Below are 24,460 nucleotides of genomic sequence, written 5' to 3'. Positions count from 1 at the left end.
ACATGCTAACTGCGTTAGAATTTATCAATGTAGAACAACTACATAAGAAAAATTCCGCCTTGTTAACATTTCATTTATCCAGCGCCATCCCTGATCACGTACTTAACAGAATTGGTATTAGATTAGCAAGCTATTCATTGCGGTTTTACTTTTTATAAGACGTAAGGGAGTTCGCGAATGGCAGTAGCACTAAACAAAAATTGCATTTCGTTTTACTTATTAAAGCCTGAAACTTACCTGTTTGGTAAACACTATTTTATTCGCAAAAAAATTAAAGCTGCGGGTTTAAAAATCATTGGTAAGAAAAAGATAAACCTCACTTTTGCCGACTTAATGGCGCTTTATCCAAATGTAATGGCGCGTATTACCATGTCGTTAAGAGTGCCATTTTTAATGGACTTAGATATGTATTTTGTTGAAGGTGAAAACGTTGTTTCACGTTTAAATTCGCTGAAATACGATATTCGCCAAGAGTTATCTGGTGCTAAAATTGGCGGTTTTTTACATACCCCAGATAGCCCACAAGAATTAAAGCAGCATCTCTCTATTTTATTGAAAGAACATTCTCAAGCTTAAATTCCAAACAAAAAGAGCAGCCAAGTGGCTGCTCTTTCAAAAAATAACCTTTGGTTATTTAAGCGGCATTATCTTCAATACCGACAATGATCCAAGGTGCATCTTGCGCCGATAAATTACGCTCAAGGTGCCACACTTCATCAATTGGCTCTTCTTGTTTATCGCCAAGGTCGCGGTATTTTCCACGAAAACGTACGCTAATTTCCCACAGCATCGGAGATGTATTTGCACGCGCAAGCTCTGCGTCAATAAACATTACCTCTGTAGCAACTTCAGTTACCTCAGCACGTTCAGCTTTTAACTCAGCCAATAACTGCTCGCTCACGTATTCTGAGATCACGTCAAAGTTATTGTCATTCCATGCTTTTTGCAGCGTGTGGTAATGATCACGGGCACCTTGTAAAAAGCCATTTAAGTCAAAGTTAATTGGTAAGTTCATTGGCACTGACTGGCTTTGTCCAAACCCTTGCGACTGAAATTGTTGTGGTGCTTGGCTTGGTGCTTCTGGCTGACCCATTGGCGGCATTCCCGCATATTGCGCTTGGCTTTGTGCTTTTTTCACCATCATCATTTTAAATAGTTTAAATAACACGAAGGCAACCAAGGCAATAATAATGAAGTCCATAAACTGGAAGCCCTCAAAATCGCCGCCCAGCATAGCCGCAATTAAGCCACCCGCAAGTAAACCACCTAAAATGCCACCCATTAAGCCTTTTTTAGATGACTTTTTGGCAGGCAATGTTGGATTAGTGGTATTAGCTTGTTCTTTTTGTTGTGTTGTTGTGGTTTGCTGCGTTTTGCCTTTGCTTTTACTGCCGAATTTCTTGCGAGCTTCAGCGTCAAACGAAAACGATAAGGTAAGTGCGATTAACGCGAAAAACCATGCGAATTTTTTCATCAAATTATTCCGTATAAAAATGCTGTGAGCATTCTAAAATTCACACTTTGATAGTCAATAGGTGACTTGAGATTAAAGACGTTAAAATTAGCCAAACATTAATTAAATTTATCTTAAATCGCACCACAAAGGTGTAATGCGATTTCTCAAGTATTTAATTGCAACATGTGGTTTCTGATGTACTGATATGTTTTTTAAGGGTGTTATTTAACGCTGCGGTTTCTTGCTTGGATGCATTTCGCTCACTAAATCTATCCACCATAAAGCTATCATGATCTCTTAATAAATACGTAAAACGCATCAACTCTTCCATCACATCAACCACTCTATTACGATAATTAGACGCTTTCATTTCACCTGAAGGTTCAAATTCTTGGTACACCTTAGCAATTGATGATTGGTTAGCAATGGTAAACATGCGCATCCAACGACCTAAAAGACGCATATTATTTAACGCATTAAAACTTTGAGAGCCCCCACTGACCTGCATTAAAGCCAGTACCTTACCTTGTGAAGGGCGAATAGCCCCAGATGATAACGGCAGCCAGTCAATTTGATTTTTAAAAACCGCTGACATATTGCCGTGGATCTCGGGTGAACACCACACTTGCGCTTCAGACCAATTAGCCAACTCTCGCAGTTCTTTTACTTTACTATGTGAGGCCGATTCATCATTATCAAAAACAGGTAAGCCTGTTGGGTCAAAGATACGAACTTCGGCGCCCATATGCGTCAGAATATTAGCTGCTGTCTGTATTGCCAATTTGCTATATGAAGTTTCACGCAATGAACCATACAGCATTAACACCTTTGGTTTGTGTGTACTCAATGCTTTGATTTCAGGTTTTAATTTAAATATTTCGTTACTTAAAAAGTGCATAATGACTACCTTTATTATTTCATTTACACCTCTTAAGACGTGTGACATCAGCAAAAGACGAAAATTTTTCGTCTTACTGTGAAAGTTGACGTCTTATATATACACTTTTTAGTAATAATATTAAGGCAGTAAGTGACAATGAATATCGAAAATGTCTGGCAAGAATATCAAAAAGCATTAAAAGGCTTTCTTCACAGTAAAATTGAAAATAAAGCAGATGTTGATGATTTAATGCAGGAAATTTTTATAAAAACCTACCAAAATTTGCATTTGGTTAAGGACATCAGCAAGGTCAAATCGTGGCTTTTTCAAGTTGCCAATAACACCATCATTGATTTTTATAGAGCACGCGCCAAACAACAAAACCAAGCTGAGACACCTCAAATATTAGATGACAATGAACAAGTCAAACATGACTTAATGAATTGCTTAGCGCCTTTTATTCAAAACTTACCACAAGAGCAGCAAGCATTGTTAATTGCAGTGGACTTGGAAAATGAAGAGCAAAAGGCCTTAGCGGAGAAAATGGGTGTGAGTTACTCCACATTAAAATCTCGCGTTCAATCAAGCCGAAAGGCGTTACGTGCATTATTTGATGAGTGTTGCCACTTTGAATTCGACTATTGTGGCAAAGCGATTGATTACCATCGTAAACCTGAGTTCACCAAGTTTTAATCTTATTGCAATGATTTAAAAGGACTTAAACGCATGATGAAGACACCAACAAACACCTATTTATTATGGCTTTGTTTACTTAGCGCGATGCTAATAGGGTGTTCAAATCCCGTTTCGCAAACGATTAAACACGATACAAACTCAACGTCACCATTAAAAACACACGCTAAACATCAACTTTATCAACAGTTAACTGAATGGCAAGGTGTGCCCTACAAGTTGGGAGGTACCTCTAAAAAAGGCATCGACTGTTCCGCCTTTGTGCAAAAAACGTTTATCGATCGCTTTGGTTTTTTATTACCCAGAACCACCTTACAACAAGCGCAATTTGGCACAGCAATTAGTAAAGATAAATTACAAGCGGGCGATCTGATTTTCTTTAAAACTGGATTTCGCAGCTATCATGTCGGCATGTATATTGAAAACCATCAATTTTTACATGCATCAACCAGTCAAGGTGTGACCTTATCATCGCTCAAAAACAGCTATTGGCAAAAAGCCTACTGGCAGGCAAGACGGATTGAACAACTAAACTGAAACCTGTTTTTACACAAACCTCCCCGATAAATTCTATTGGTGAATAAAAAGAGCGAATGCTTTCACATTCGCTCTTGGTGAGGTTAAAACGAGAAAACTTGTTTTATTCTATATGCTTATTAGAAGTTTACAGTTACTTCATTTGAGCATACATCACCTGCCTGACATACTTTGTAGGTGAATGTTGTTTCTGTTACTCCACGACTAAAGTCACGGTACACACCGTTGTTTTCAACTGTATCGAAAAGCACACCATTGCGATAAATATCGACCATACCTGGTGCTGCGCCATCAATAATCAGTTCAACACGCATAAACCCTGTACGTGATAAGTTCGCGCGTTTAACAGCAACTTCAATAGTAGCATCAGAAATCTGAACTTCTTTGGTCACAGTATCTGATAAACCTTCTGCATCCGTTGTTGTTAGCGTAACACTGTAAGTGCCCGCTGCAGCATATGCATGAACAGGGTTATCTTCACTTGATGTATTGCCATCACCAAAATCCCAAGCATACGATACAATATCGTTATTTCTATCTGAGCTCGTGTTTGTGAAGTTCACATTGTAACCATCTAGTTCAAATGAAAAATCGGCTACTGGCGCCACAGGGGCTACATCACCAATTGCGCTAAATGTTAAAGACCAGTTATCTATCGAGCCAGTATCTGCACTGAATGTATCAACAACGCTCAATGTCCAATCACCTGCCGCATTTTCACCATTAAAAATAACCGCTTCGTAAGTTTGGTTAATATTATCAGCAGAACCACCTGACTTATTGTGAAGGGTCGTAACTGTACCTGATGGCGACGTTAATGTAACAACCAAATCTCCAATGTAAGTATGAGTAATGTTCACACTTGCCAATGTATTAAAAATAGTCAGATCTTCAGGAACATTAATAACGGATGAAACCCCGGCTGGATCATTATCTGGAATAGCAACACTGGTATCATTGCCATAGCTAAAGTCAGCTAAGCCTTGAGGATTAACATACAACTTTACTGCACTGGTTTTTTCTAAGTCACCACTTTGACCTGTCACAGTAAAGCTGTACTCGCCCCAAGGTGTTTCAGCCGTTGTTGGAACTGTAAGTGTTACTACTTGGCCTGGCGTTGCACTTTCTGCCGATAGTGACGCGCCTTCAAGGGTGCTTTCTAAACTTAAATTAACCACATCATTCCATTCAGCTACAGATGCAATTTCAAATTCATAAGTTGCTGAACCACCAGCTGTAATAACTTGAGACGTTGGACTGGTCACAAATCTAAAACCAGGTTCTGGGTTAGACTGCTCAACTGCAGATAATGCATTTAGGCGGTTACCCGATACCGTTTTACCTTGTAATGCTGTATTTGCATCGCCCGAGTTCATCAACAAATCTTTTAACTCTTGGAAATTGAGTGTTGGATTGATTGATAATACGAGAGCAGCTGCACCTGCTACATGCGGTGTTGCCATTGATGTGCCTGAATAAGTCGCATAACTGTCACCTGGTACCGTCGACAAAATACTTGAGCCAGGTGCACCTAAATCAACACTAGTTAAACCCCATTGTGAGAAATTCGACATATTGTCTGAATGATCGGTACTTGCAACAGCTAAAACACTGTCATGTTCATAGCTTGATGGATAATGCGGGTTTGCGTCATTATCAACTGCATCATTACCTGCAGCAGCCACAAATAAAATATCTGCTTGCTCTGATGCTGTAATTGCATCAGCTAAAGCTTGGCTATAACCACCGCCACCCCAGCTGTTATTAAGCACCTTAACATCTACTCCAGCGTCTTTAAGGCCAACCATGTAGTTGATACATTTAATCGCATCTGAAGTTGAACCTGTACCTGAAGCAGTTAAGAACTTACAACCAACCATTGATACTTGGTGGTTAACGCCAACAACACCTTGGCCGTTATTTCCTGTCGCGCCAATAGTACCTGCTACATGGGTCCCATGGCCTTGATCGTCCATCGGATCGCCCGAGTTAGTGATTGCATTGATACCATGAATATCATCAATATATCCGTTACCATCGTTATCAATACCATCGCCAGGGATTTCATTTGGGTTTTGCCATGCATTTGCCTGAAGATCTTGGTGAAGATAATCTACACCAGTATCAATAATACCTACGACAACTTCACGACTACCCGTTGTGATATCCCACGCTTCTGGAGCGTCAATATCAGCATCATCTACACCACCTGTTTGCCCTGTATTGTTTAATCCCCAAAGGCTTGAGAATTGTGGGTCATCAGGTTGACCATTAATAGAAACAACAAAGTCAGGCTCAGCATAAGCTACAGCAGGGTGATTTTGCAGTTTGGCAATAGCGTCTTTAACATTGGTTTTATCAAGTGTGAACTGTGCTAATCGCCCTTGCAAAATATGCTTATAGCGATCATCAATTTCATCTAGGTTGGCGTCTGAAATTTTTGCAGCAACAAGTTTTCGTGCAGCTGCTTTTTCAGCCAGTTGAGCACTTTGTTTATATACAACAATGACTGAGTTTGGTTTGTAGCTATCGCCGCTTTTTTTATTAGGCGTAATCGCTGCTGATGCACTTGCTAACATTGGCAGCATCGCAATAGTTAATGCGGAAAGTTTTGCTTTCATTATTGAAATTCCATTTATTAAATAAAATGTAAGCTCGTAGTACGAGCACCTATCTCAACTTTCAGCAGTCTAAATTTTAAAGCAACTTATTTATCAAACACAGATATCGTGATTCGAGCAAGCAGGAAATACAATTAATTCCAAAAATAAAATTAACACATTGATTAAATTAGATTTATTTAACATCACAATTAAACAAAACAACAAAAAAGCGTGTTTTTCAGACTACTACTTTTTTGTGAGCCACTAGGTAACAATTACTTAACAAACCTGTAAAAAACATTGTAATCATTTGATTTAAATCACTTTTATAAGAAGCACAAATTTGACTGATGGCGAAACAACTAGCAAAAGGTGTAGTTTAATTTCGTCGTGTTCTAACAAGCTTTAATCAGATGAAAACTAACACTAGTAAACCACCCACAAGCAAATTTTGTATGCAGTCAATATCTTATATGTATATGATTTCGCTAGTGAGTAGTTCACTTTTAGCCCAATCTGTTTTGGCCAAGGACCTGCAAGAATCACCTCTTTCACTCAGTCTAAACTCATCCCTTCATTACAGAGTCGGTGCGCAACAGCATCATGTCGTAGTCACTCAGTACGGGATTTTAAATAAAGCAACAGTTAACCAAATAAACGAAGCGTCAAATCAGGCACATGTTGTTCAGTATGGCAGCAATAATCTCGCTGAAGTATTTCAGTATGGTACTGAAAACAAAATTAACCTTTCCCAACACGGGAATAATAACCATGCCGAAATTCTCCAGCAAGGAGATGCCAATATTGCCAACATATCTCAAGCCGGTGAACAAGCATTCAAAGTTCAACAAATTGGCAATGGTATTGAGGTCAACGTGACGTTCCATAAGCAATAAATGTAAAGGAGATACTCCGTGAATAAAAAACTATCGTTAGTGACGTGTGCTGTTGCACTCGCACTTGGCTCTGCTAGCGCTGCTGCAAATACTAAAGATGAAAGTGCGTCAGTTAAAGCAAACAACACAATTCAAAATTTTGCTAACACAATGATTGTGAATCAAACATCAGGTACTGGAGTAGCATTTGGTAATGACTTAGTCGCACTGCAAGACGGTGATCTTCACTATCTTGAGACTGACACACAAGGCACTGCAAATAGCATGCAAACAAGCCAAGTGGGTATTGGCAATATTTTATTACTCAGCACACAAGGTAATGATAATACTGAAACCTACACGCAAAACGGCTCAAATAATATCGCTCTGAGTGACCTAACTGGTAATGCTAACCAAATTAACGTAACTCAATCGGGTGAAGGTTTTTTTGGTATTTCCAATGAAGCAATCAATATCGTAACAGGTGATAACAACGACATTACCATTGAGCAAGGCGATGGCGGGCATTGGGCTTATAACAATGCCATGGAAGGTAACGATAATACCGTTTATATCAATCAATCTGGAGTATGGAACGAAGCGCATTTAGAGAGTGTGCAAGGTGACATGAATGATATTGAAATTGAACAATCCGGTTTTTGGAATATAACAAAGGTTGAAGAACTCACTGGCAACAATAACGAAATTGAAGTGATGCAAGATGGTGATTTACATCGCGTGTCTATCGGTTCGGTGTCTGGTGATGACAATGACATTAGCATTGATCAAGAAGGGGCTGAAAACGAGTTTACAGCAACATTAATTGAAGGCAACGATAACACGGTGTCAATTGATCAAGAAGGTGTTGCTAACCGCTTTGAAAGTACAATTATTATTGGTGAAGACAATGAGTTAATTGTAGAACAACGTGGTGAAAACAATGAGTCTAGTAGCGATGTGGTTGGTAATGACAACGATTTCCAAGTAACTCAGCTAGGTAATGAAAATGCCTCTTATGTAGGTGCAATTGGCGATAACAATGAGTTAATTGTTCACCAAAATGGTAATAACAACGAAAGTCATTTAGCGCACTTTAACGGTAGCGATAATGACGTTGAAATAACGCAAGTTGGCAATGAAAACACGAGTTATATCCAATCATCATACCCCGACCAATCTCTGACAAGCTACAACAATCAAATTACAGTGCAGCAGCTTGGTAATCAGAATGCATCAGCTGTGACCTTTAGCACGGCCGTAGATAGCAATGATAACACGCTTGATATTGCACAAGACGGTGATATCAACTCACTTGACTTGTTGATTGAAGGCAGTGGCAACATGCTAAACATTGCTCAAACTGGTAACTACAACATGATTGGCGGCATGGGTTCTGGTGCATTTTTAGTACAAGGATCTGATGTTGAATTAACTATCACACAAGTTGGTGACGGTAACTTAGTTGACGGTGGTATTTATAGTGCATCAGGAAGCGTAACTGTTACGCAAACAGGTGACTACAACACCGCAACAATTATTCAGCAATAAATAACAAGGTAAGGGCCTGAAAAGGCCCTATTTCTATGAAACTCTTAATCAATTTTATTTTATCAATCTTCCTTGTTTGTGTGCCCACAAAAGGGTTTGCAAAAAGTGATGATATTGAAATCAGTGGATTACTACTTGATCGAACCTTGAGCCGTTCAGGGAAAGAGTTTTATCACAAATTCAGTTTGCTATGGCAAGACATGCCCAGTACTACAGGTATTAATGTTGTTATCAAAGAAGCTGTGGTGCCAAGAGCTGGTACCAAGTTATTTGTTGAAGTTAATTCAAAAGCCATTTATGCCACCTATATGGGAAGACGAATAGAACCTGTCGAAGATAAAGTCGAACAAGCAATTTTTGCAACAATTGATGCAATCGCAAAATCACAATTTGTTGAGCAAAGTGACGATTTAGCAAGTAGTGGATGGTAATTAAAGAATGAAAAAAATAATAATAGCTTGCAGCTGGATGCTGCTTTTCTCAAACCAAACAATATCAACCGAGCTCGTTTATACCCCTATCAACCCAAGTTTTGGCGGCAGCCCACTAAACGGGGCGATGCTATTAAATAAAGCACAATCACAAAACAAACATCGTGCGCCAATAAATGAAAAAACGTATGCAGAAAAGTTTCAAGAGTCTCTTGAACGTGCATATATAAATCGCATGGTGCGAGAGATCACCGATCTCGCCTTTGGTGAAGGAGTTGAAGATAGCATGTTTAATCAAGACTCAGTATTTATGAGTGGCGATTATGAAATTCAAATTTTAACCAGTGGCAGCGACTCCATCACTGTTCAAATCACCAATACCGTAACTGGTGAAGTTGTTGTTATTGAAGTACCGAGGTTTGGCGAATGATGTTACGAATTTTTATTACTTGCTTATTAGTAGCGCTTTCTGGATGTAGCACCATCAAAAAAACACTGCCACCCGATCTTGAACTTGCTAAACAACTTGAAGAAACTCAAACATTTAATGAATTGGCAAATTTGCCTGATCCTGCTGGCAGTATTCCTGTATCGGTATATTCATTTCGCGATCAAACCGGGCAATATAAACCGCAAGCGAATGTCAGCTCATTTTCAACAGCAGTCACGCAAGGGGCAAATTCAATTCTTGTTCAAGCTCTTCATGAGTCAGATTGGTTTGTGCCTGTGGAACGTGAGGGATTACAAAACATTCTCACTGAACGAAAAATTGTTAGAGCAGCACTATCAAACAAAGAGGAAGAAGAAGTACAGCTTCCACCACTTACAACGGCAAAAATTATTCTCGAAGGTGGCGTTATTAGCTACGACTCAAATGTTAAAACAGGTGGCTTGGGAGCAGAATATTTTGGTATAGGGGCGTCTGAACTTTACCGTGAAGATGTTATTTCAATCTATTTAAGAGCGGTTGATGTTCGCACTGGTCAAGTATTACTCTCTGTTGCCACAACAAAGAAAGTACTCAGCTTAGAAATGCGTGCTGGATTCTTCAGATACGTCAGCTACAAACGCCTTGCCGAAGCTGAAGCTGGTTTCAGTGAAAATGAGCCAATGCATATCTGTGTAAAACAAGCTATCGAGAAAGCCCTTACCGAACTAGTTCACAAAGGAATAAACAAGGGCGTTTGGAATACCAAAGAGCAAAGCATGCAAATTGCTAAAGCTAAACAGCAAAAACAGATGGCAGCACATATGGCGCAATTAAAAGCAAAACAAAAAGCACAGTCACTTCCTAACATCAGCTTTATGGTGCAGTTTAGAACAGCAACAGCCGACATAGAACCTGTTTATAAACAACAATTACAGCAAATTCTGTCGTTACTATCACAACAACCAAAAGCACAGGTTGAACTTTTTGGTTATGCAGATAAACGAGGGGCTAACACTGCTAACGAAACCTTATCTTTGTCTCGCTCCGAAGCAATTGCAGCATATTTAATGAAGAACGGGATTGCTAAAGAGCGAATAAACATTATGGCTAGAGGTGAAAATGATGCGCAATATGCAAAACATGATAATGAAGGACTCTTTTTTGATAGGCGCGTTATCATCAACGTGAAACCCAGTTAACTCCCTTCTCCTAAAATAAAAAAGCGCAATAATTGCGCTTTTTTTATATTAATTCTGATGGCTTATATCAATGCCACTTTTCATAATCGTGGGTAAAAACTGTTGTGCCCAATTTACAAGTTCGATGCGATTTCGTGCTTTTGTTTTTCGAAAAGCACTGTAAAGGTGGGTTTTTACGGTATGGTCACTAATGTGCAATTGCTCTGCAACATCCTTATTTTGAGCACCTTGGGATATAAGACGAATAATTGTCCGCTCACGATTAGTTAATTTTTCCAACGCATCATTCTCTTTGCTAATCACTTTCTGTTTAGGTTGAGATGCAAGTAAATTCGAAAAAGCGCTGCAGATTTCACCTCGCTTAAACCATAATTCATTGCTCAAAACCTTTTGAATACCTTTAAATAACAAATCGGGTGCTTCATCTTGATAAAAAACCCCTTTAACATTTGCTAGTAAGAGTAACTGCTCGCATATATTGTCTTTTTCAGCATTATAAATCAGCACATTCCGATCCATTGCCAACTCCATTAAAGTGCTGGGCAACATATCGTTCCAAGGGGCGCCTTTTGCACAAATAAGGTACAAATCGAAGTGCTTTTCTATATCTGTTTTGGTTGGAAAAACTGATTCAACTTTCACTTTAAAGCACAATGTTTCAAGCACTTTTAAAATAATATTGGCAGTGTTGTGATGTTGCATTTGAGATGCGAGTTGCAAATAAACATTTGAATCCATTCTAGTCACTTAAAATATCCTTTTTTAATTGCTCTTAGAATAAGTACTCCAGACTATTTCATTTTTCACGTCAAGTAAAACAATAAGTTATATCATTTTGTAATTAAAACGGGTACTAAATTACTTTCAACAACTTGGAATCTAAAACCATTTAATTAGCAGGAGAAATTATCAAAATTTTTCATTCTTTTCGGTGTTGAAATATGTTCAATAACCGTTATGCAACGCTAAACAGTGGCGCGTCTAATTTGGCTTTATCTCAGGCAGTTTTATGCGATAACCTAAGCCGCCTTTTATTTTGAAACATTCAATACTGCCATTTAAATCTTGAGTGATATTGTTGTACGCAATATGAAGGCCTAAACCTGAATGGCCGCGATGCCGTTTGGTAGTGTAAAACGGCTCGAAAATCCGTTTTTCTTCTGCTTTTTCAATACTCTTGCCATTATCAAAAAAATCGAGAGTAAGTTGTTGGTATTCCTCTTTCATTTCACAAGTAATTTGTACAAGCGGTACATCAGCATGAAGCAATGCGTTTTCAATTAGTATATTGAATACTTGCGCAAGCGTGGCAGGATAACTGTAAAGTAGCGCCTCTCCATGCATTACAAGCTGCGCCTTTTCGTTATTAATTTGCAGGGTATTTAACGCCACTTTAAAGCTTTCGGTAAGCAAGTGGTTGATATTTATATTTTCCGGTCGTTGTGCGCTATTTTTACCAGCGAGTAGTTTAAAGCGCTCTACCAATTCGCCCGCTTTCCCAACACCACTTTCAATGAGCTGACTACTGTTGTTTACATCGCTCAAGAAACTTTCAAAATCGTGACTGGAAAGCGTTTTGCTTTTAAATTGCGACTCTGTGGATAGTGTTTGCATTTTTAAATGACTTACCGCAGTAATAGCTGTACCGAGAGGCGTGTTAATTTCGTGGGCAAGCCCTGCCACCATACTACCAAGGGCTGCGTGTTTCTCAGCTTCAATAATATATTCTTGAGCCACTTCCAGCTTTTCGATGGTATGCATTAGCTGCTGGTTCATATTGGCAAGCTCGGTTGTGCGCTCTAACACCCGCAACTCGAGTTCACTATTAAGTTCCTTTAATGCCACCTCTTGTTGCTTTAATTTGGTAATATCACGCTGTGTGCCTGTGATGCGTAAACCTTTTCCAGTTGTTTCATCAAACTCAACCACTTTGCCTCGATCTAAAAGCCAGCACCATTCCCCTTGTTTATTTAAAACACGATAACTGGCTTCAAAAAATGGTGTCTTGTTATTGATATGCTCAGCTAATGTTTGATTGAGGAATTCATAATCATCAGGGTGAACAAACTCCTTTAAACTGCTTGCATCTAGCCCAGTCGCCGTTTCAGAAAAGCGAGAATGACGTGGCAAATTTTCTCGTTTTATATCCCCCGTTGTTAAATCCCAATCCCATAACGTATCACCACTTCCCCACAATGCTAAATTAAGGCGACGCTCGCTAAGCTCGAGTTCTTTACGTGCTTTTATTTCGAGTTGCATACGGTTATGTTGCTGGACTTTGCGATAAATTAGCCAACTAATTATAAAAATCGAAAACAGTAATAACGCGACCCAATTGCGCGTTGTTTCAACACTTTCCAGCTCTGCTTGTTTTATTTTACTTTCTTGCTGTGCGAGTTTTAATTTCTGCTGAGCACTAAAGAGTTGATTTTCAACAATTAATGATTCTAACCGTTGCTGACTTTGTTTATCAAACAGGGCTGCCTTAGTTGCTTGATATTCTGTTAGTGCATCAAGTGCCTGCTTATAACGCGCTTGTTCTTTTAATGCTTTTACTAAACCTTCGTATGCCGAAAATGTGACAACGTTCTTTTTAACTTCTTTACTTAAATCAAGCGCATCTTGATAACTTTGTTGCGCTTTTTCATAGTTATTTTGGCTAAAATAAATGTCGCCATATTCAACATTTGCTTCCGCAATTCGCGATTTCGCATTGCGCTTTCGATAAATCGCCATAGCGTTGTCGAGATGGTTTAACGCTGCATCAAGGTTATTTTGTTGCTTAGCAATACGCGCGCGATATAAGTAAGTCGACCCGAGTAACATTGGATTGTTAATTTGAGTCGCAAGTAATTGCGCTTGATCTAAATAGCGCTGCGCTTCAACTAAATCGCCTTTTAAGCGATGTGTTTCACCTAAATTGTTGTACGAGTAAACCATACCACGTTGGTAGCCTATTTTTTCTTTTAGATTAAGCGAGCGTTTATGTAAATTAATTGCTTCATCATATCGCGCTAAGTCTTTGTAAATTATGGCAGTATTATTATAAGTAATGGCAAGGCGACGTTCGTCTTGCATGCCTTCGAGTACTTTTAAAGCCTTAAGCATATTTTCAAGCGCTTTATCAAAATCACCAATGGTGCGATAAATTGACCCCAAACGCCCAAAAGTAACGGCTAACATGCCTTGATCTTTGAGTGCTTTAAAAACAAATTGGCTTTTATAAAGGGCATCAAACGCATTTTTGTGTTCGTTTGCTGATAAGTAAGTGTCCCCCAAAGATTTGTAGGCAAGGCCGATATTTCTATTATTCGAGTCTTCAGGGTACAGGTTAATAATGGCAAGCAAGTCGTTTATTGCATCTTGATATTGGGTAAGTTCAGCATACACCGATGCACGGATCGCCAGAAAATCACTACGTGTATCAACGGAAACACTGTGTTGAGTAATTACTTCTAACGCACTTGTTAATAGTTCTATAGCCTTTTTTCGGTCCCCTTTGTATTGATAAGCTTGAGCGTAATAACTGTATACATGCACTTTGTCATCAGGCGTATTAATTCGCGTTAAAAAGTTATTTTTTTCGATAAACTCAATTACAGATTGCGGGTTATTAATGGCATTTTCTTCAAAGAAAGATATTGCTTCGCTGGCTGGCGCATTTACATCTGGCGGGGTAACTTGGTTAGCTGAGAGCGTTAAAATACAGCCAATATAGAAAATAAAAGACAGAGCAAAACGTGACATCGTATTCACCTATAACTGTTTCCACTAAAGTGTAGACCAGTTTTGCAGCTAAGGCTGTCGATACGTGTTTTGCCCGTTTAATAGCATTTAAGATTGGCTTAGTATTTCACTAAGCCAAAACGATTATTTTACATGGAATCGATTCACTAGATTACGTAAATCTTCTGATAATGCGACTAATTGTTGCGAACCCTCAGCGAGTTCGTCAGCCGAGTGCGCAGTATGTTTAACCGAATCACTAATGCCAGAAATATCACGATTTATTTCGTCAGCGGCATCATATTGTGATTGTGCAGCGTCCGATATTTGTGAGATTAACTGTTTTACTGTATTCACCGCACGGCTAATATCATCAAACGAATTATGTGCTTTTTCTGCCTTTTCAATGGCATCTGCTGAGTGTGTTACACTGCTCGCCATTTTGTCAGAAACCAAACGTGTTTGTTCAATTAAACTACTAAGTACTTTATCAATTTCTTCTGTCGATTCGTGAGAGCGCTTAGCAAGTGTGCGAACTTCATCTGCCACAACTGCAAAACCACGCCCTTGCTCACCTGCCCTTGCAGCTTCAATAGCCGCATTCAGTGCAAGTAAGTTTGTTTGCTCTGCAATGCCACGAATAACATCGAGAATTTTAGTAATATTTTCACTTTCTTTTTCAAGCTGCGTCATGGCCTGTGATGATTCGCTAAGAGAATCATTGAGGCTAGATACTTCCGTCACAGCAAGTTTAACATCGTTATTACCTTCAAGCGCATAGTGCTCGGCTTGCTCAATATCGCTCATTGCGGTTGAACAATCATCTGATACTTGTTTAGCAACATCAGCAAGGTTGGCTGTGCCTCTTGCAGCAACTTCACTACTGCCTTCTTGCTCATGACTTGCACGCATAATTTCGGTCACTTTCGCACCCGATGCAGTAGCAGATTCGTTTAAAATTTGAGACTTATGATTGATGTCTTTCACTAAATCATTAATGGTTGAAAGAAATTGATTAAACCATTTTGCCAGCTGGCTAATTTCATCATTGCCAATCACATCTAACCGCTTAGATAAGTCACCTTCCCCTTGTGCTATCTCTTTAAGCCCTGCTGACACTTTTTCAATTGGGTAAACAATACGGTTTGCAAGCACAACACCTACCACTACAAAACACGCAATCATGATAAAGGCGATAATGCCAATAAATACTTTCATTTCAGAAGCAGACTGCAGGATTTCATCTTGTTCAATCACAGCAACAAAGCGCCAATTTAAGTCTTCGGAGAAATAAGTTGTCGCTTCTAGTGTTTTACCTTGATTTTCAATGGTGAAAGACTTGCTTGATAAATTACCAGCTAGCGATTTATAAATTGGTGATGAAAGCTCTGATATCGGCTTAAAGTTATTTTGCGCATTGCGTGGATCGGCAAGCACAGTGCCTGAACCATCCACTAAAATTAAATAGCCTGTATTGCCAATTTTAATGCTAGAAACAATATCGGTAAGGGTTGCAAGCGTTACATCTAGCGATTGCACCCCTACAAACTCCCCCATTTCATTATTGATTGCTTTTGCAACAGACACCATCGCCTGTCCTGTTACACCTTGGTATGGTTCGGTAATAACTGTTTGTCCGCGTGCGCTTTGCGCCAATTTATACCACGGGCGCTGACGTGGGTCGTAATTGCCTAATGGCTCTGCAGGGTATTGAATAAAACCGCCCTGCTCTGTTCCTAAATATACAAAGAGTAATTCTTGATGGGTTTTGCCAAATGTTTCGTAAAGCCTGTAAATATCTGCCTCGCCAGGTACAGCATCAAGTGGCAACATCGACTTTTCTGCGTCCATGTAAGTGGTCACGTCACTGGGTACATTTTTAACAGCAGAAGCCTCGGCGAGGAAATCGGCATTGTGTTTGACTTGCTGGAAAAATAAATTGAATCCTTTTTCCACTTGTCGTATTTCGGCATGCGTGGTTGCTAAGAAACGAGTAAAACCATCACTTTTGGCTTGCGATAACGAGAGCATTGAGATTGCTAAAATAGGAACAATTACGGTGATCGCAAATCCCGCAATAAGTTTGGTGCGCATTTTCATAATACAGCCTTTATTGTTGTTTTTTTAACAGCTAAACGATTTAACTATACCTAGTTGCTATCGGTCTGAACATTAAAAATGTTAACAATTTGTCACTGTTAAAATCACAAATAAGAATTTTGAACTAACACTTAAGATAGCAAACAGAATTTATTCTTACACTGTGCCCCTAAAACAAAAACAGCCTATTTAACAATATAAGGGTTCTTTAAGGCTTTTTGATTATTTTTGCATGTTTGCGATTTGGGTAGCAGGTTGTGCAAATTGGGCACACCAAACCATGGCAACCTCGCGCTGTACAAAACTCACGTCCGTAATAGATTATTTGAAGGTGTAGGTCATTCCACCGCTCTTTAGGAAACAAGCGTTTAAGATCTTTCTCTGTTTGCTCTACATTTTTACCATTGGTTAAACCCCAACGCTGTGCAAGGCGATGAATATGCGTATCTACCGGGAATGATGGCACGCCAAAAGCTTGCGCCATAACAACACCTGCAGTTTTATGACCAACCCCTGGTAGTGTTTCTAATAATGCCATATCTTGTGGCACCACCCCGTTATAGTCAGCGACCAAAATTTCCGACAAACGTTTTATGGCTTTAGACTTTTGCGGTGATAACCCACAAGGGCGAATAATCGCTTGAATATCTTCAACATTCTGCAACGCCATATCGAAAGGGTTATCTGCAAGTTGCCAAAGTTTAGGCGTAACCTGATTGACGCGTTCGTCTGTACATTGCGCTGACAATAACACTGCCACTAACAAGGTATACGGATCGTTATGATCTAATGGAATGGGCGGGTTCGGGTAACGTTTTTCAAGATCGTCTAAAATAAAAGCAACCCGTTGTTCTTTTAATAGGTTTTTTGAAGACACGACCAACTCCTAGCAAAACTACAAAGCGGTAAAATACACTGTTTTAGCAGCGCCTGCCAAGGGAAGATAGAATTGCAACAAGGCTTATAATTAAAAATTAACGAGTTTTTGATAAAAAGAAACTAGCGTGGTATCAACTAATTACTTGATACCAGCGCGTAAAACGAAATCAAATCGCCATTATTTACAGTATTGATCGCCATAATAATTATTTGGGTAATTACAGACTTGTTTTGGCTCAGTAACTGGAGCATTAAGCACTTGTTTTATAGTGTGTATTATTGCATTCATATTTTCTCTCCATTGTTTAATTCACATCACTAGTATGCAACTGAACCTCTAAACAATAAAACAAATTAAAACGAATGTTACATTCATTTTTTTAAATGAATCACAATTCATTGCGACCATCAAAATATGTAATCGCCAGTTCGCGCGGCTCTAAATTGTCAACACAGCCTAAATTGATGCGGTAACTGCCTGGTTGATAAAGTGTGTCGTGGAATGGATAGATACCACATTGCTGACAAAAGTAATGATGCACATCATGATCGCCAAAGCGATACGTTTTTAAAAATGACTCGCCAGAGAGTAATCTAAACCTATCAGCACCGAAATATTCTTTCGACATAATGGCATTTTTACGAATACAAATGGAGCAATTACACTGCAATGCATCATAAATAGGTGCGCTTTCAAATTCAAATTGCACCGCTTTACAGTGGCAACTTCCGGTATATTTCATAGTGGCATTCCTTATTCAAAACAACACTTCATATTTAACCAGCTTAAATAAAAGGCCTAATTTATTATTTAAAAAATTAAGCATTAAAGCGCCATGTACATAATATGTTGGGGGCCAGCCGGGCCATCTAAATACAGCGCCTTTTCTTCCAAGAACCCCGCTTTTTGGTAACAACTTTTTGCCAATCTATCTTTACAATTAACCGTTAAATAAAGCCAACAGTAATGTGAGTAATGTTGTTTTAAATACGCAATTAACACCTTTATGGTAACTTGACCTAAGCCTTGCCCTTGCAGACGCTTATCAATTACAAATGAGCGCAGCCCTAATCCATTACTTGGGCAAAATGCATAATCTTCGTGATAGCCGCAATCAAGTTTAAAAAAGCCAATCACTTTTGAAGTGTGCTTAATTACATGTAAATGCACGCGCTGATTGCTCTCTTTTAAAAAACTCTTCAGCACTGCATGCAAATTGAATTTGATCTTTCGCTAAAACAACTTTGCTCAGCTGTTCTAAATGTTGCGCAGTTAACTTTTCAATAGCAATCATAAATGGGTTTTACAATTAAGGGGGTTTTTACAAAGGCAAAGCATCAATATTTAGCTTGTTAAAGTCATATATCGGCCTGATGCTTTGCGTTTATTTAAAATGGTGTTTATAAGGTCGTAGAGAGCTCAACGTTTTCTTTTTTAGCGCTAATTTTGCCACTTTCACGAAACTCTTCTAAATGAGATAACGCATTTTTTGAGCTTAACAAAGCATAATCAAGATAAAATTTAATTTGCTTTAATTCTCTTTCCATGCCATCAAGGTAGCGTGCATTCATATCGTTATCGACTAACTCATTTAGTTCATCATGACCTTGAAATATAAACTGATTCACCATTTCTTTCGCCTCAGATGTACTGCGACTGGCCATATCCAATGAAATCAATAATTCAACAGGTAAAGTATTTAGTTCCTGACGCGTTTTTGAAAACTGCCAAGCGCCTTGTTCAATAATCAACATTTTTAGCACAAATTCATAACCGTCGCTTTCGCCAGTCTCTTCAAATAATTGTTCGTACTTTTTAGACTGCTCAATGCTTGCATTATAACTGGCCGAAGCAAGCTCTAAGCGATGGATATTCTGTTGTAATTCGTAAGCAATTTTCGTTAGTAATTGCTCTGCATCTTGGCGTTGTTGGAAATTGTTATACCAGGCATTAATACCTAGTGCGATTAACACACCAAGGGTGATAACAATTAACTCAAAGGCGACTTTACTTATTATTTTTTTCACAAGAAACTCTAGCTAACTAATTAAAAATTAAACGTTTTCAATTGTACCTAGATAAATACCAAACACCATAGCGACTGGTCACATTATTAGGCTTTCATTCATTTTATAAGAAAGTCCATTTGTAGAGCACAATCGCAACCAGCTTTGTGTTGAATTTGATTCATCAATTGAATACAGTTGCTAAGATAAAAATCACAGCAAGGTTTAGAATATGCGCTCTAAATACCCACCTCTGCATTTACTTAGTATCTTTGAGGCCGCAGCCCGTCATCAAAACTTTAAATCGGCGAGTAACGAACTATGCATCACACCTTCAGCAGTAAGCCATCAAATTAAAGCGCTTGAAGAGCAGCTCGGTTTTAGTTTGTTCCAACGTAAAAGCCGTGGTGTGGTGTTGAATAATGCAGGTGAAATGTATTTAAATTTTGTGCAACAGGGGCTTGAATGTTTCGAGCAAGGAACACGTAAAGTACGAAATCGGTTTTCATCACAATCACTTAAAATTTCATGCTTTACGACAATGGCAAGTCATATCATCATCCCTAAATTGGGCGCCTTTCAAGCAATGCACCCGGAAATTGAATTACGCATTGAAACAGGTAACCATGTGTCTGATTTACGCTTCGACGACATTGACTTAGCTATTCGCATTGGTCAGGGTAACTGGCCAGATACGATAAGCCAAAAATTACTCGATTTAACCATCTCCGCAGTATGTTCGAAGTCGTTTTTAAATAAATACCAAGTGAATGCGCCTGACGATGTGAATGCGTTACCCTTAATTGATTTATCCTACATGGACGATGTGTGGTCACAATGGTCTAAAGCAACAGGTACATTGCTTACCCAAACCAAACGCTCACTTACCTTTTCTGATTATGATTCATCAATTAACGCTGCAAGCCAAGGTTTAGGATTGGCACTTGGCATTTTCCCTATAGAAAACAGTAAAATAAACAACAATACATTAACTACACCTTTTAATGAATTTGTGCCATTCAAACGAGGTTTGTATGCTGTTTATCGAGAAGAAGATGCTAATCGTCATGATATTCGCTGTTTTATCAACTGGCTCGTATCTTCACCCGAACTCTATACCTAAAGCCCTCTCGAATCTGATCCTTTAAAAAGCAATAATAAATCAATATAGGTGAATTTCATTCACCTATTAGGTGAATATTATCCTTTTGTCGTTTCCAATCAAAACCACTAAAGTAAAGACATAAATATTGCTTACTCTAAAAGGATGTTAGTTATGTCTCAAACACTGTTAATAGCTTATCGCTTGGTTGCGGCCTTGGTAATTTCAATGCCACTCATAATCAACCTAACAATCAAAGGCGATATTGTTTCGTCATTTATTTATGCACCTATTTTTACTATCTTAGCGCTTGTTTTGGCGGTCTATTTAGATGATAAGATTGAGCAGAGTTTGCAGCAAGCAAAACTCCGTTTGAATGTGAGAAAAGCGGCTAAAACTACAAGCGCAAAAGTAAAAACACCGTTGCTAGCTAGATTTAGAACTGAGTATTGCTGTTTTAAATAACTTAAAAGCTCGCGAGTTAAGTTTGCTCGACTTAGTTCGAGCAAACATGTTTAATGAGGCTAATTGCCATCAGTACTACCAGCACCTTCATTAATTAAATCTTCTAATTCATCACTTTGAATTGTGCCACATGAATTTGAGGTTTTACCGCAACTACGCCCTTTAATACGGCTACCTGTCGCGGGTGTAAATTTTCCTTTGCTACGCTTGAATTGTGCAAGTGAATTACTTAATTTATCTTCTGCAACAACACCATCGGGGTTAACAGTAATCACTTCGATATTGAGCATTCTTTCAAATTCAACTAGTTGCTCAGTTCCCTCTGGTGTAGGGTTAGTTTTAAGTGATGCAATAATGCCACTTAGCTGTTCGCGACTATCAAGATAATCTTTTACTACCAACTGTTTATAATAACTACCTGCCAACAAATCATTTTGTGCAACGCCATAACCTAATTGATGAATTTGCGCTAAGCGATAAATTGCAGGGGCATAATGTGTTTCGCTAGCTTGAACTAAGTAGCTAATGCTCTTTTTAATGTCTTTTTCTTCATATGATAGTGCTAGTTTATAAAGTGTTGGCGCATAACCTTGCTCCACAAGAAGTGAGAAATACTCATCCGCTTGCGCTACGTTTTGCTCTACACCGATACCTTGGCGGTACATTTTTTCAAGGGTTTGCGTTGCTTTTAACGCGAACTTTTTTGCCCCCGGATTATCATTAAAAACCGTTCGTTTTAACCATTTAATGGCTTCTTCTGTATCTTGTTCAACACCATCGCCATATAAATAAGCAAAACCTAAAATCAACTGTGCTTTTGCCTCTTTCCAGCGGGCAAACTTACGCATTTTTTGCATGCTTTTTGCGCACTCACTGGTAGTGCATATTTTTGTATAGTTACTGATTTCAATATCTAAACGCTGCTGTGGTGTTTGCTCTGAAGCTAATAAAGTTTGATTAAAAAACACGATTAGCAGTGCAAGAAAAAGGCTCTGAAGATGTGGTATTTGCATAAAATTCTCCCTGAACTTTCGATGCACAAAGGTGTTTATTCTGGTTCTGAATAACATACTATAACGATTAATTTAGCAAAATACACAGATTAAAATAGCTATAACTTATAACACGTTAAATCAAATTTAATGTCTATTTTTTGCCTTTATCAAAGCAACTTGTTATAAGTATCAAAACTCTACAAAAAGATAATGGAATATGGTTAAAGCGTTTTTTGCTTTCGTTTTTATAGGTTGCCTCTCAGTTGTAACATCTGCAAATGCACTATCTACTAACACAGCTGAACAAAGATGCGTTTCATGCCATCAAAGCCAAGTTAAAGACTGGCAAACGTCGCACCATTTTCATGCCATGGAAAAGCCAAATGCAACCTCGGTTTTAGGCAACTTTGATAATGTAACTTTTCCATTTCAAAACACGCAAGTACGCTTTTTTAAAGACGGCGAAAACTATGCCATCGAAATGCCTAATTTGGCAGGCGAAATGACTCGCTATCATGTTGCTTATACCTTCGGTTATTTACCACTCCAGCAATATATGTTTGACTTTGGCAATGGCCACTATCAGTTTTTTCCGTTTGCATGGGATAGCCGAGAGAAAGCTGAGGGCGGTCAACGTTGGTTTGTTTTGCACCCAGAGCAAAAAGCACAAGATGAGTTCCATTGGAGTCAAAAGGGCCAAAATTGGAATCATATGTGCGCTGATTGTCATTCCACTGAATTTAAAAAGAATTTTGATTTAAGCACTAACACTTTTAACTCAAGTTATTCTGCTATCAATGTGAGCTGTAATGCATGCCACGGAAATAGCGAACAACACTTAAAATGGGCAAATGGCGATAACACTATAAATAACAAAGGTTTTGATATAAACATTGGGCCACAAACCCCGCTTTTTAAAAGTGACAGCAACGGCAAAATGACAAGTGTGCAAGCACTTAAACCATCAGAGCAAGTACCTATGTGTGCTAGCTGCCATGGAAGACGCTCAAACCTAAACGACCGACAACACCCCCATGACTTTTTAAATGCATTTCAACCGGCATTAATTACTTCCGAACTTTATCAAGTAGACGGGCAAGTATGGGATGAAAACTATGTTTGGGGCTCTTTTGCACAGAGCAAAATGCATGACGCAGGCGTTACTTGTACCAACTGCCACAATCCACATAGTGGAAAACTTAAATTTGCTGGCAATCAAACTTGTACGCAGTGCCACGCAAGCACAACTTTTGATACACCAAAGCACCATGGCCACCCTATTAATCAGCCGGGTAGTCAATGTGTTGATTGTCATATGCCAACCACAACCTATATGCAAGTTGATGCTAGACGCGATCATAGCTTTAAAGTGCCACGACCTGACTTAACAATCACAACCGGTGTTTCTAACGCATGTAATACATGCCATCAAGATAAATCGGCTAACTGGGCTGTAAAACAACTTAATCAACTACATAAAACACCCAAGCATATTGGTGCTGAACATTTTGCCACTAGTTTTTACCGCGCAGATAACCGTGCACCGGGAGCAGATACATTGCTGACTCGCATTGCGCAAGACAACAACTATTCGGATATTATCCGCGCATCTGCCTTAACACGTATGCGAAACACTCCCGGCAATAATGCACTGGTGGCAATCGCGCGCGCGGTGAAAGCTGCCGAGCCCTTACAACGCTTAGCAGCTATTAATGCTGCAACGCCTTACCCCGTAACAGATAGATGGCGTATTTATAATCATTTATTGGAAGATAAACATAAAAGTGTTCGCATTGAAGCTGCACGTGGTTTAGCTGCGATGATGGTTGAGCCTTTTCCAAGTGAGCTGGCCAAAGCTGATAAGGCACGTTTAGCGAAAGGACTCGAAGAATACAAAGAAAGCCAACAATACAATAGCGAGCGAGGCTTTTCACACACAAACTTAGGTATTTTGGCGCTTGAATTAAATCAGCAAAACCAAGCTGAAACGCATTATCAAAATGCAATTAAAATAGAGCCAATCTTTATGCCTGCCTATGTCAATTTGGCTGATTTATATCGCCAACAAGGCAAAGAGCACAAGGTAGCAGATATTCTCAATCAAGCATTGAAAATTAATAATCAGGCAAGTGAAGTTCACTACGCTTTATCGATGAGTCAAATTCGTAGTAATCAAAAAGAACAAGCATTAAGTAGTTTAGAAAAGGCCGCTCAATTTGCACCAAACAATGCAAGCTATGTATATACTTATGCGCTATTGCTGCAAGACCAAAATAAACCACTGCTTGCAATCCGTAATTTCGAAAAGGCCTTTGCCATAACCCCTAACAACCCTGATATCAGCTATAGTTTGGCACAAAGCTATATTCAACTAAACCAGTTTAAACAAGCGCTTTACTACGCAGAAAATTTGGCAACCTTGGTGCCAAATAACCCGCAAATTAATCAAATGGTTGAACAATTACGTATGATGCAAAGTGTCAATTAATCGTATTTGGTAGGTTTAAAAACAAAAACGGCGAGCTCGCGCTCGC

23 protein-coding genes and 1 pseudogene are annotated in these 24,460 nt (G+C 38.9%); 12 read left to right on the top strand and 12 right to left on the bottom strand.

The window, feature by feature from the left end; all coding sequences use genetic code 11:
• Positions 1 to 177: 177 nt before the first annotated feature.
• Entirely contained in the window at positions 178 to 576 is a 399-nt protein-coding gene (locus ON073_RS10990; protein WP_274761937.1) for a hypothetical protein, read from the top strand.
• Between the two features lie 58 nt (positions 577 to 634).
• Here the strand turns inward: ON073_RS10990 and ON073_RS10985 are convergent, their stop codons facing one another.
• The gene (locus tag ON073_RS10985) at positions 635 to 1,474 is read right to left on the bottom strand and encodes a Tim44 domain-containing protein (protein ID WP_274761936.1); all 840 of its coding nucleotides are present in this window, start codon (positions 1,472 to 1,474) and stop codon (positions 635 to 637) included.
• Between the two features lie 154 nt (positions 1,475 to 1,628).
• Positions 1,629 to 2,354, bottom strand: a complete 726-nt coding sequence (gene arsH, locus ON073_RS10980; protein ID WP_274761935.1) for an arsenical resistance protein ArsH — start codon at positions 2,352 to 2,354, stop codon at positions 1,629 to 1,631.
• 138 nt (positions 2,355 to 2,492) lie between these two features.
• On the opposite strand from arsH, the gene sigZ reads away from it, so the two are divergent.
• Entirely contained in the window at positions 2,493 to 3,029 is a 537-nt protein-coding gene (gene sigZ / locus ON073_RS10975; protein ID WP_274761940.1) for an RNA polymerase sigma factor SigZ, read from the top strand.
• Positions 3,030 to 3,062: 33 nt separating this feature from the next.
• Positions 3,063 to 3,566: an NlpC/P60 family protein gene (locus ON073_RS10970; RefSeq protein ID WP_342455414.1), complete on the top strand. Its 504-nt coding sequence runs from the start codon at positions 3,063 to 3,065 to the stop codon at positions 3,564 to 3,566.
• Between the two features lie 119 nt (positions 3,567 to 3,685).
• Here the strand turns inward: ON073_RS10970 and ON073_RS10965 are convergent, their stop codons facing one another.
• Entirely contained in the window at positions 3,686 to 6,187 is a 2,502-nt protein-coding gene (locus ON073_RS10965) for a S8 family serine peptidase (protein WP_274761933.1), read from the bottom strand.
• Positions 6,188 to 6,624: 437 nt separating this feature from the next.
• Here ON073_RS10965 and ON073_RS10960 point away from each other — a divergent pair, with 437 nt between their 5' ends.
• From ON073_RS10960 to ON073_RS10935, 6 genes and pseudogenes are all read left to right on the top strand, one after another.
• A complete protein-coding gene (locus tag ON073_RS10960) occupies positions 6,625 to 7,065 on the top strand; it encodes a curlin subunit CsgB (protein WP_274761932.1) in 441 nt (146 codons plus the stop codon).
• Between the two features lie 18 nt (positions 7,066 to 7,083).
• Positions 7,084 to 8,592 (top strand): curlin, encoded by a 1,509-nt coding sequence (locus ON073_RS10955; RefSeq protein ID WP_274761931.1) that lies wholly within the window; start codon positions 7,084 to 7,086, stop codon positions 8,590 to 8,592.
• A gap of 35 nt (positions 8,593 to 8,627) precedes the next feature.
• Entirely contained in the window at positions 8,628 to 9,023 is a 396-nt protein-coding gene (locus tag ON073_RS10950) for a CsgE family curli-type amyloid fiber assembly protein (protein WP_274761930.1), read from the top strand.
• A gap of 7 nt (positions 9,024 to 9,030) precedes the next feature.
• Positions 9,031 to 9,453, top strand: a complete 423-nt coding sequence (locus tag ON073_RS10945) for a curli assembly protein CsgF (RefSeq protein ID WP_274761929.1) — start codon at positions 9,031 to 9,033, stop codon at positions 9,451 to 9,453.
• Positions 9,453 to 10,220: pseudogene (locus ON073_RS10940) on the top strand (CsgG/HfaB family protein); the annotation flags it as partial. The gene ON073_RS10945 and the pseudogene ON073_RS10940, both read left to right, overlap by 1 nt.
• 9 nt (positions 10,221 to 10,229) lie before the next feature.
• Complete coding sequence (locus ON073_RS10935; protein ID WP_342455415.1) at positions 10,230 to 10,652, top strand: OmpA family protein; 423 nt, start codon at positions 10,230 to 10,232, stop codon at positions 10,650 to 10,652.
• 48 nt (positions 10,653 to 10,700) lie between these two features.
• On the opposite strand, the gene ON073_RS10930 is transcribed toward ON073_RS10935, so the two are convergent.
• The 8 genes from ON073_RS10930 to ON073_RS10895 all read right to left on the bottom strand — a co-directional run bounded on the left by ON073_RS10930 (position 10,701) and on the right by ON073_RS10895 (position 19,385).
• Positions 10,701 to 11,390: a helix-turn-helix transcriptional regulator gene (locus ON073_RS10930; protein ID WP_274761928.1), complete on the bottom strand. Its 690-nt coding sequence runs from the start codon at positions 11,388 to 11,390 to the stop codon at positions 10,701 to 10,703.
• Between the two features lie 243 nt (positions 11,391 to 11,633).
• The gene (locus tag ON073_RS10925; protein WP_274761927.1) at positions 11,634 to 14,399 is read right to left on the bottom strand and encodes a tetratricopeptide repeat protein; all 2,766 of its coding nucleotides are present in this window, start codon (positions 14,397 to 14,399) and stop codon (positions 11,634 to 11,636) included.
• Between the two features lie 123 nt (positions 14,400 to 14,522).
• The gene (locus tag ON073_RS10920; RefSeq protein WP_274761926.1) at positions 14,523 to 16,478 is read right to left on the bottom strand and encodes a methyl-accepting chemotaxis protein; all 1,956 of its coding nucleotides are present in this window, start codon (positions 16,476 to 16,478) and stop codon (positions 14,523 to 14,525) included.
• A 208-nt stretch (positions 16,479 to 16,686) separates the two neighbouring features.
• Positions 16,687 to 17,355, bottom strand: a complete 669-nt coding sequence (gene nth, locus ON073_RS10915) for an endonuclease III (RefSeq protein ID WP_274761925.1) — start codon at positions 17,353 to 17,355, stop codon at positions 16,687 to 16,689.
• Positions 17,356 to 17,746: 391 nt separating this feature from the next.
• Positions 17,747 to 18,100, bottom strand: a complete 354-nt coding sequence (locus tag ON073_RS10910) for a GFA family protein (RefSeq protein WP_274761924.1) — start codon at positions 18,098 to 18,100, stop codon at positions 17,747 to 17,749.
• Positions 18,101 to 18,183: 83 nt separating this feature from the next.
• A complete protein-coding gene (locus ON073_RS10905; RefSeq protein WP_274761923.1) occupies positions 18,184 to 18,528 on the bottom strand; it encodes a GNAT family N-acetyltransferase in 345 nt (114 codons plus the stop codon).
• Positions 18,509 to 18,652 carry a hypothetical protein gene (locus ON073_RS10900; RefSeq protein ID WP_274761922.1) on the bottom strand — a complete coding sequence of 48 codons (144 nt, stop codon included), beginning with the start codon at positions 18,650 to 18,652 and terminating at the stop codon, positions 18,509 to 18,511. The genes ON073_RS10905 and ON073_RS10900 overlap by 20 nt, the downstream gene beginning before the upstream one ends.
• A 106-nt stretch (positions 18,653 to 18,758) precedes the next feature.
• A complete protein-coding gene (locus ON073_RS10895) occupies positions 18,759 to 19,385 on the bottom strand; it encodes a hypothetical protein (RefSeq protein ID WP_274761921.1) in 627 nt (208 codons plus the stop codon).
• Between the two features lie 211 nt (positions 19,386 to 19,596).
• On the opposite strand from ON073_RS10895, the gene ON073_RS10890 reads away from it, so the two are divergent.
• The gene (locus tag ON073_RS10890; protein ID WP_274761920.1) at positions 19,597 to 20,487 is read left to right on the top strand and encodes a LysR substrate-binding domain-containing protein; all 891 of its coding nucleotides are present in this window, start codon (positions 19,597 to 19,599) and stop codon (positions 20,485 to 20,487) included.
• A 153-nt stretch (positions 20,488 to 20,640) separates the two neighbouring features.
• Positions 20,641 to 20,931: a hypothetical protein gene (locus ON073_RS10885; RefSeq protein ID WP_274761919.1), complete on the top strand. Its 291-nt coding sequence runs from the start codon at positions 20,641 to 20,643 to the stop codon at positions 20,929 to 20,931.
• A gap of 59 nt (positions 20,932 to 20,990) precedes the next feature.
• Here ON073_RS10885 and ON073_RS10880 read toward each other — a convergent pair whose 3' ends face one another.
• On the bottom strand, positions 20,991 to 21,944 hold the full coding sequence (locus tag ON073_RS10880; RefSeq protein WP_274761918.1) for a tetratricopeptide repeat protein: 954 nt from the start codon (positions 21,942 to 21,944) through the stop codon (positions 20,991 to 20,993).
• A 199-nt stretch (positions 21,945 to 22,143) separates the two neighbouring features.
• On the opposite strand from ON073_RS10880, the gene ON073_RS10875 reads away from it, so the two are divergent.
• Complete coding sequence (locus ON073_RS10875; protein ID WP_274761917.1) at positions 22,144 to 24,414, top strand: tetratricopeptide repeat protein; 2,271 nt, start codon at positions 22,144 to 22,146, stop codon at positions 24,412 to 24,414.
• Positions 24,415 to 24,460 lie beyond the last annotated feature (46 nt).

The organism is Pseudoalteromonas sp. G4 (assembly GCF_028875915.1).
GTDB lineage: Bacteria > Pseudomonadota > Gammaproteobacteria > Enterobacterales > Alteromonadaceae > Pseudoalteromonas.
The sequence above is the reverse complement of the archived record's forward strand: the minus strand, read 5'-3'. Positions and strand labels throughout refer to the sequence as shown.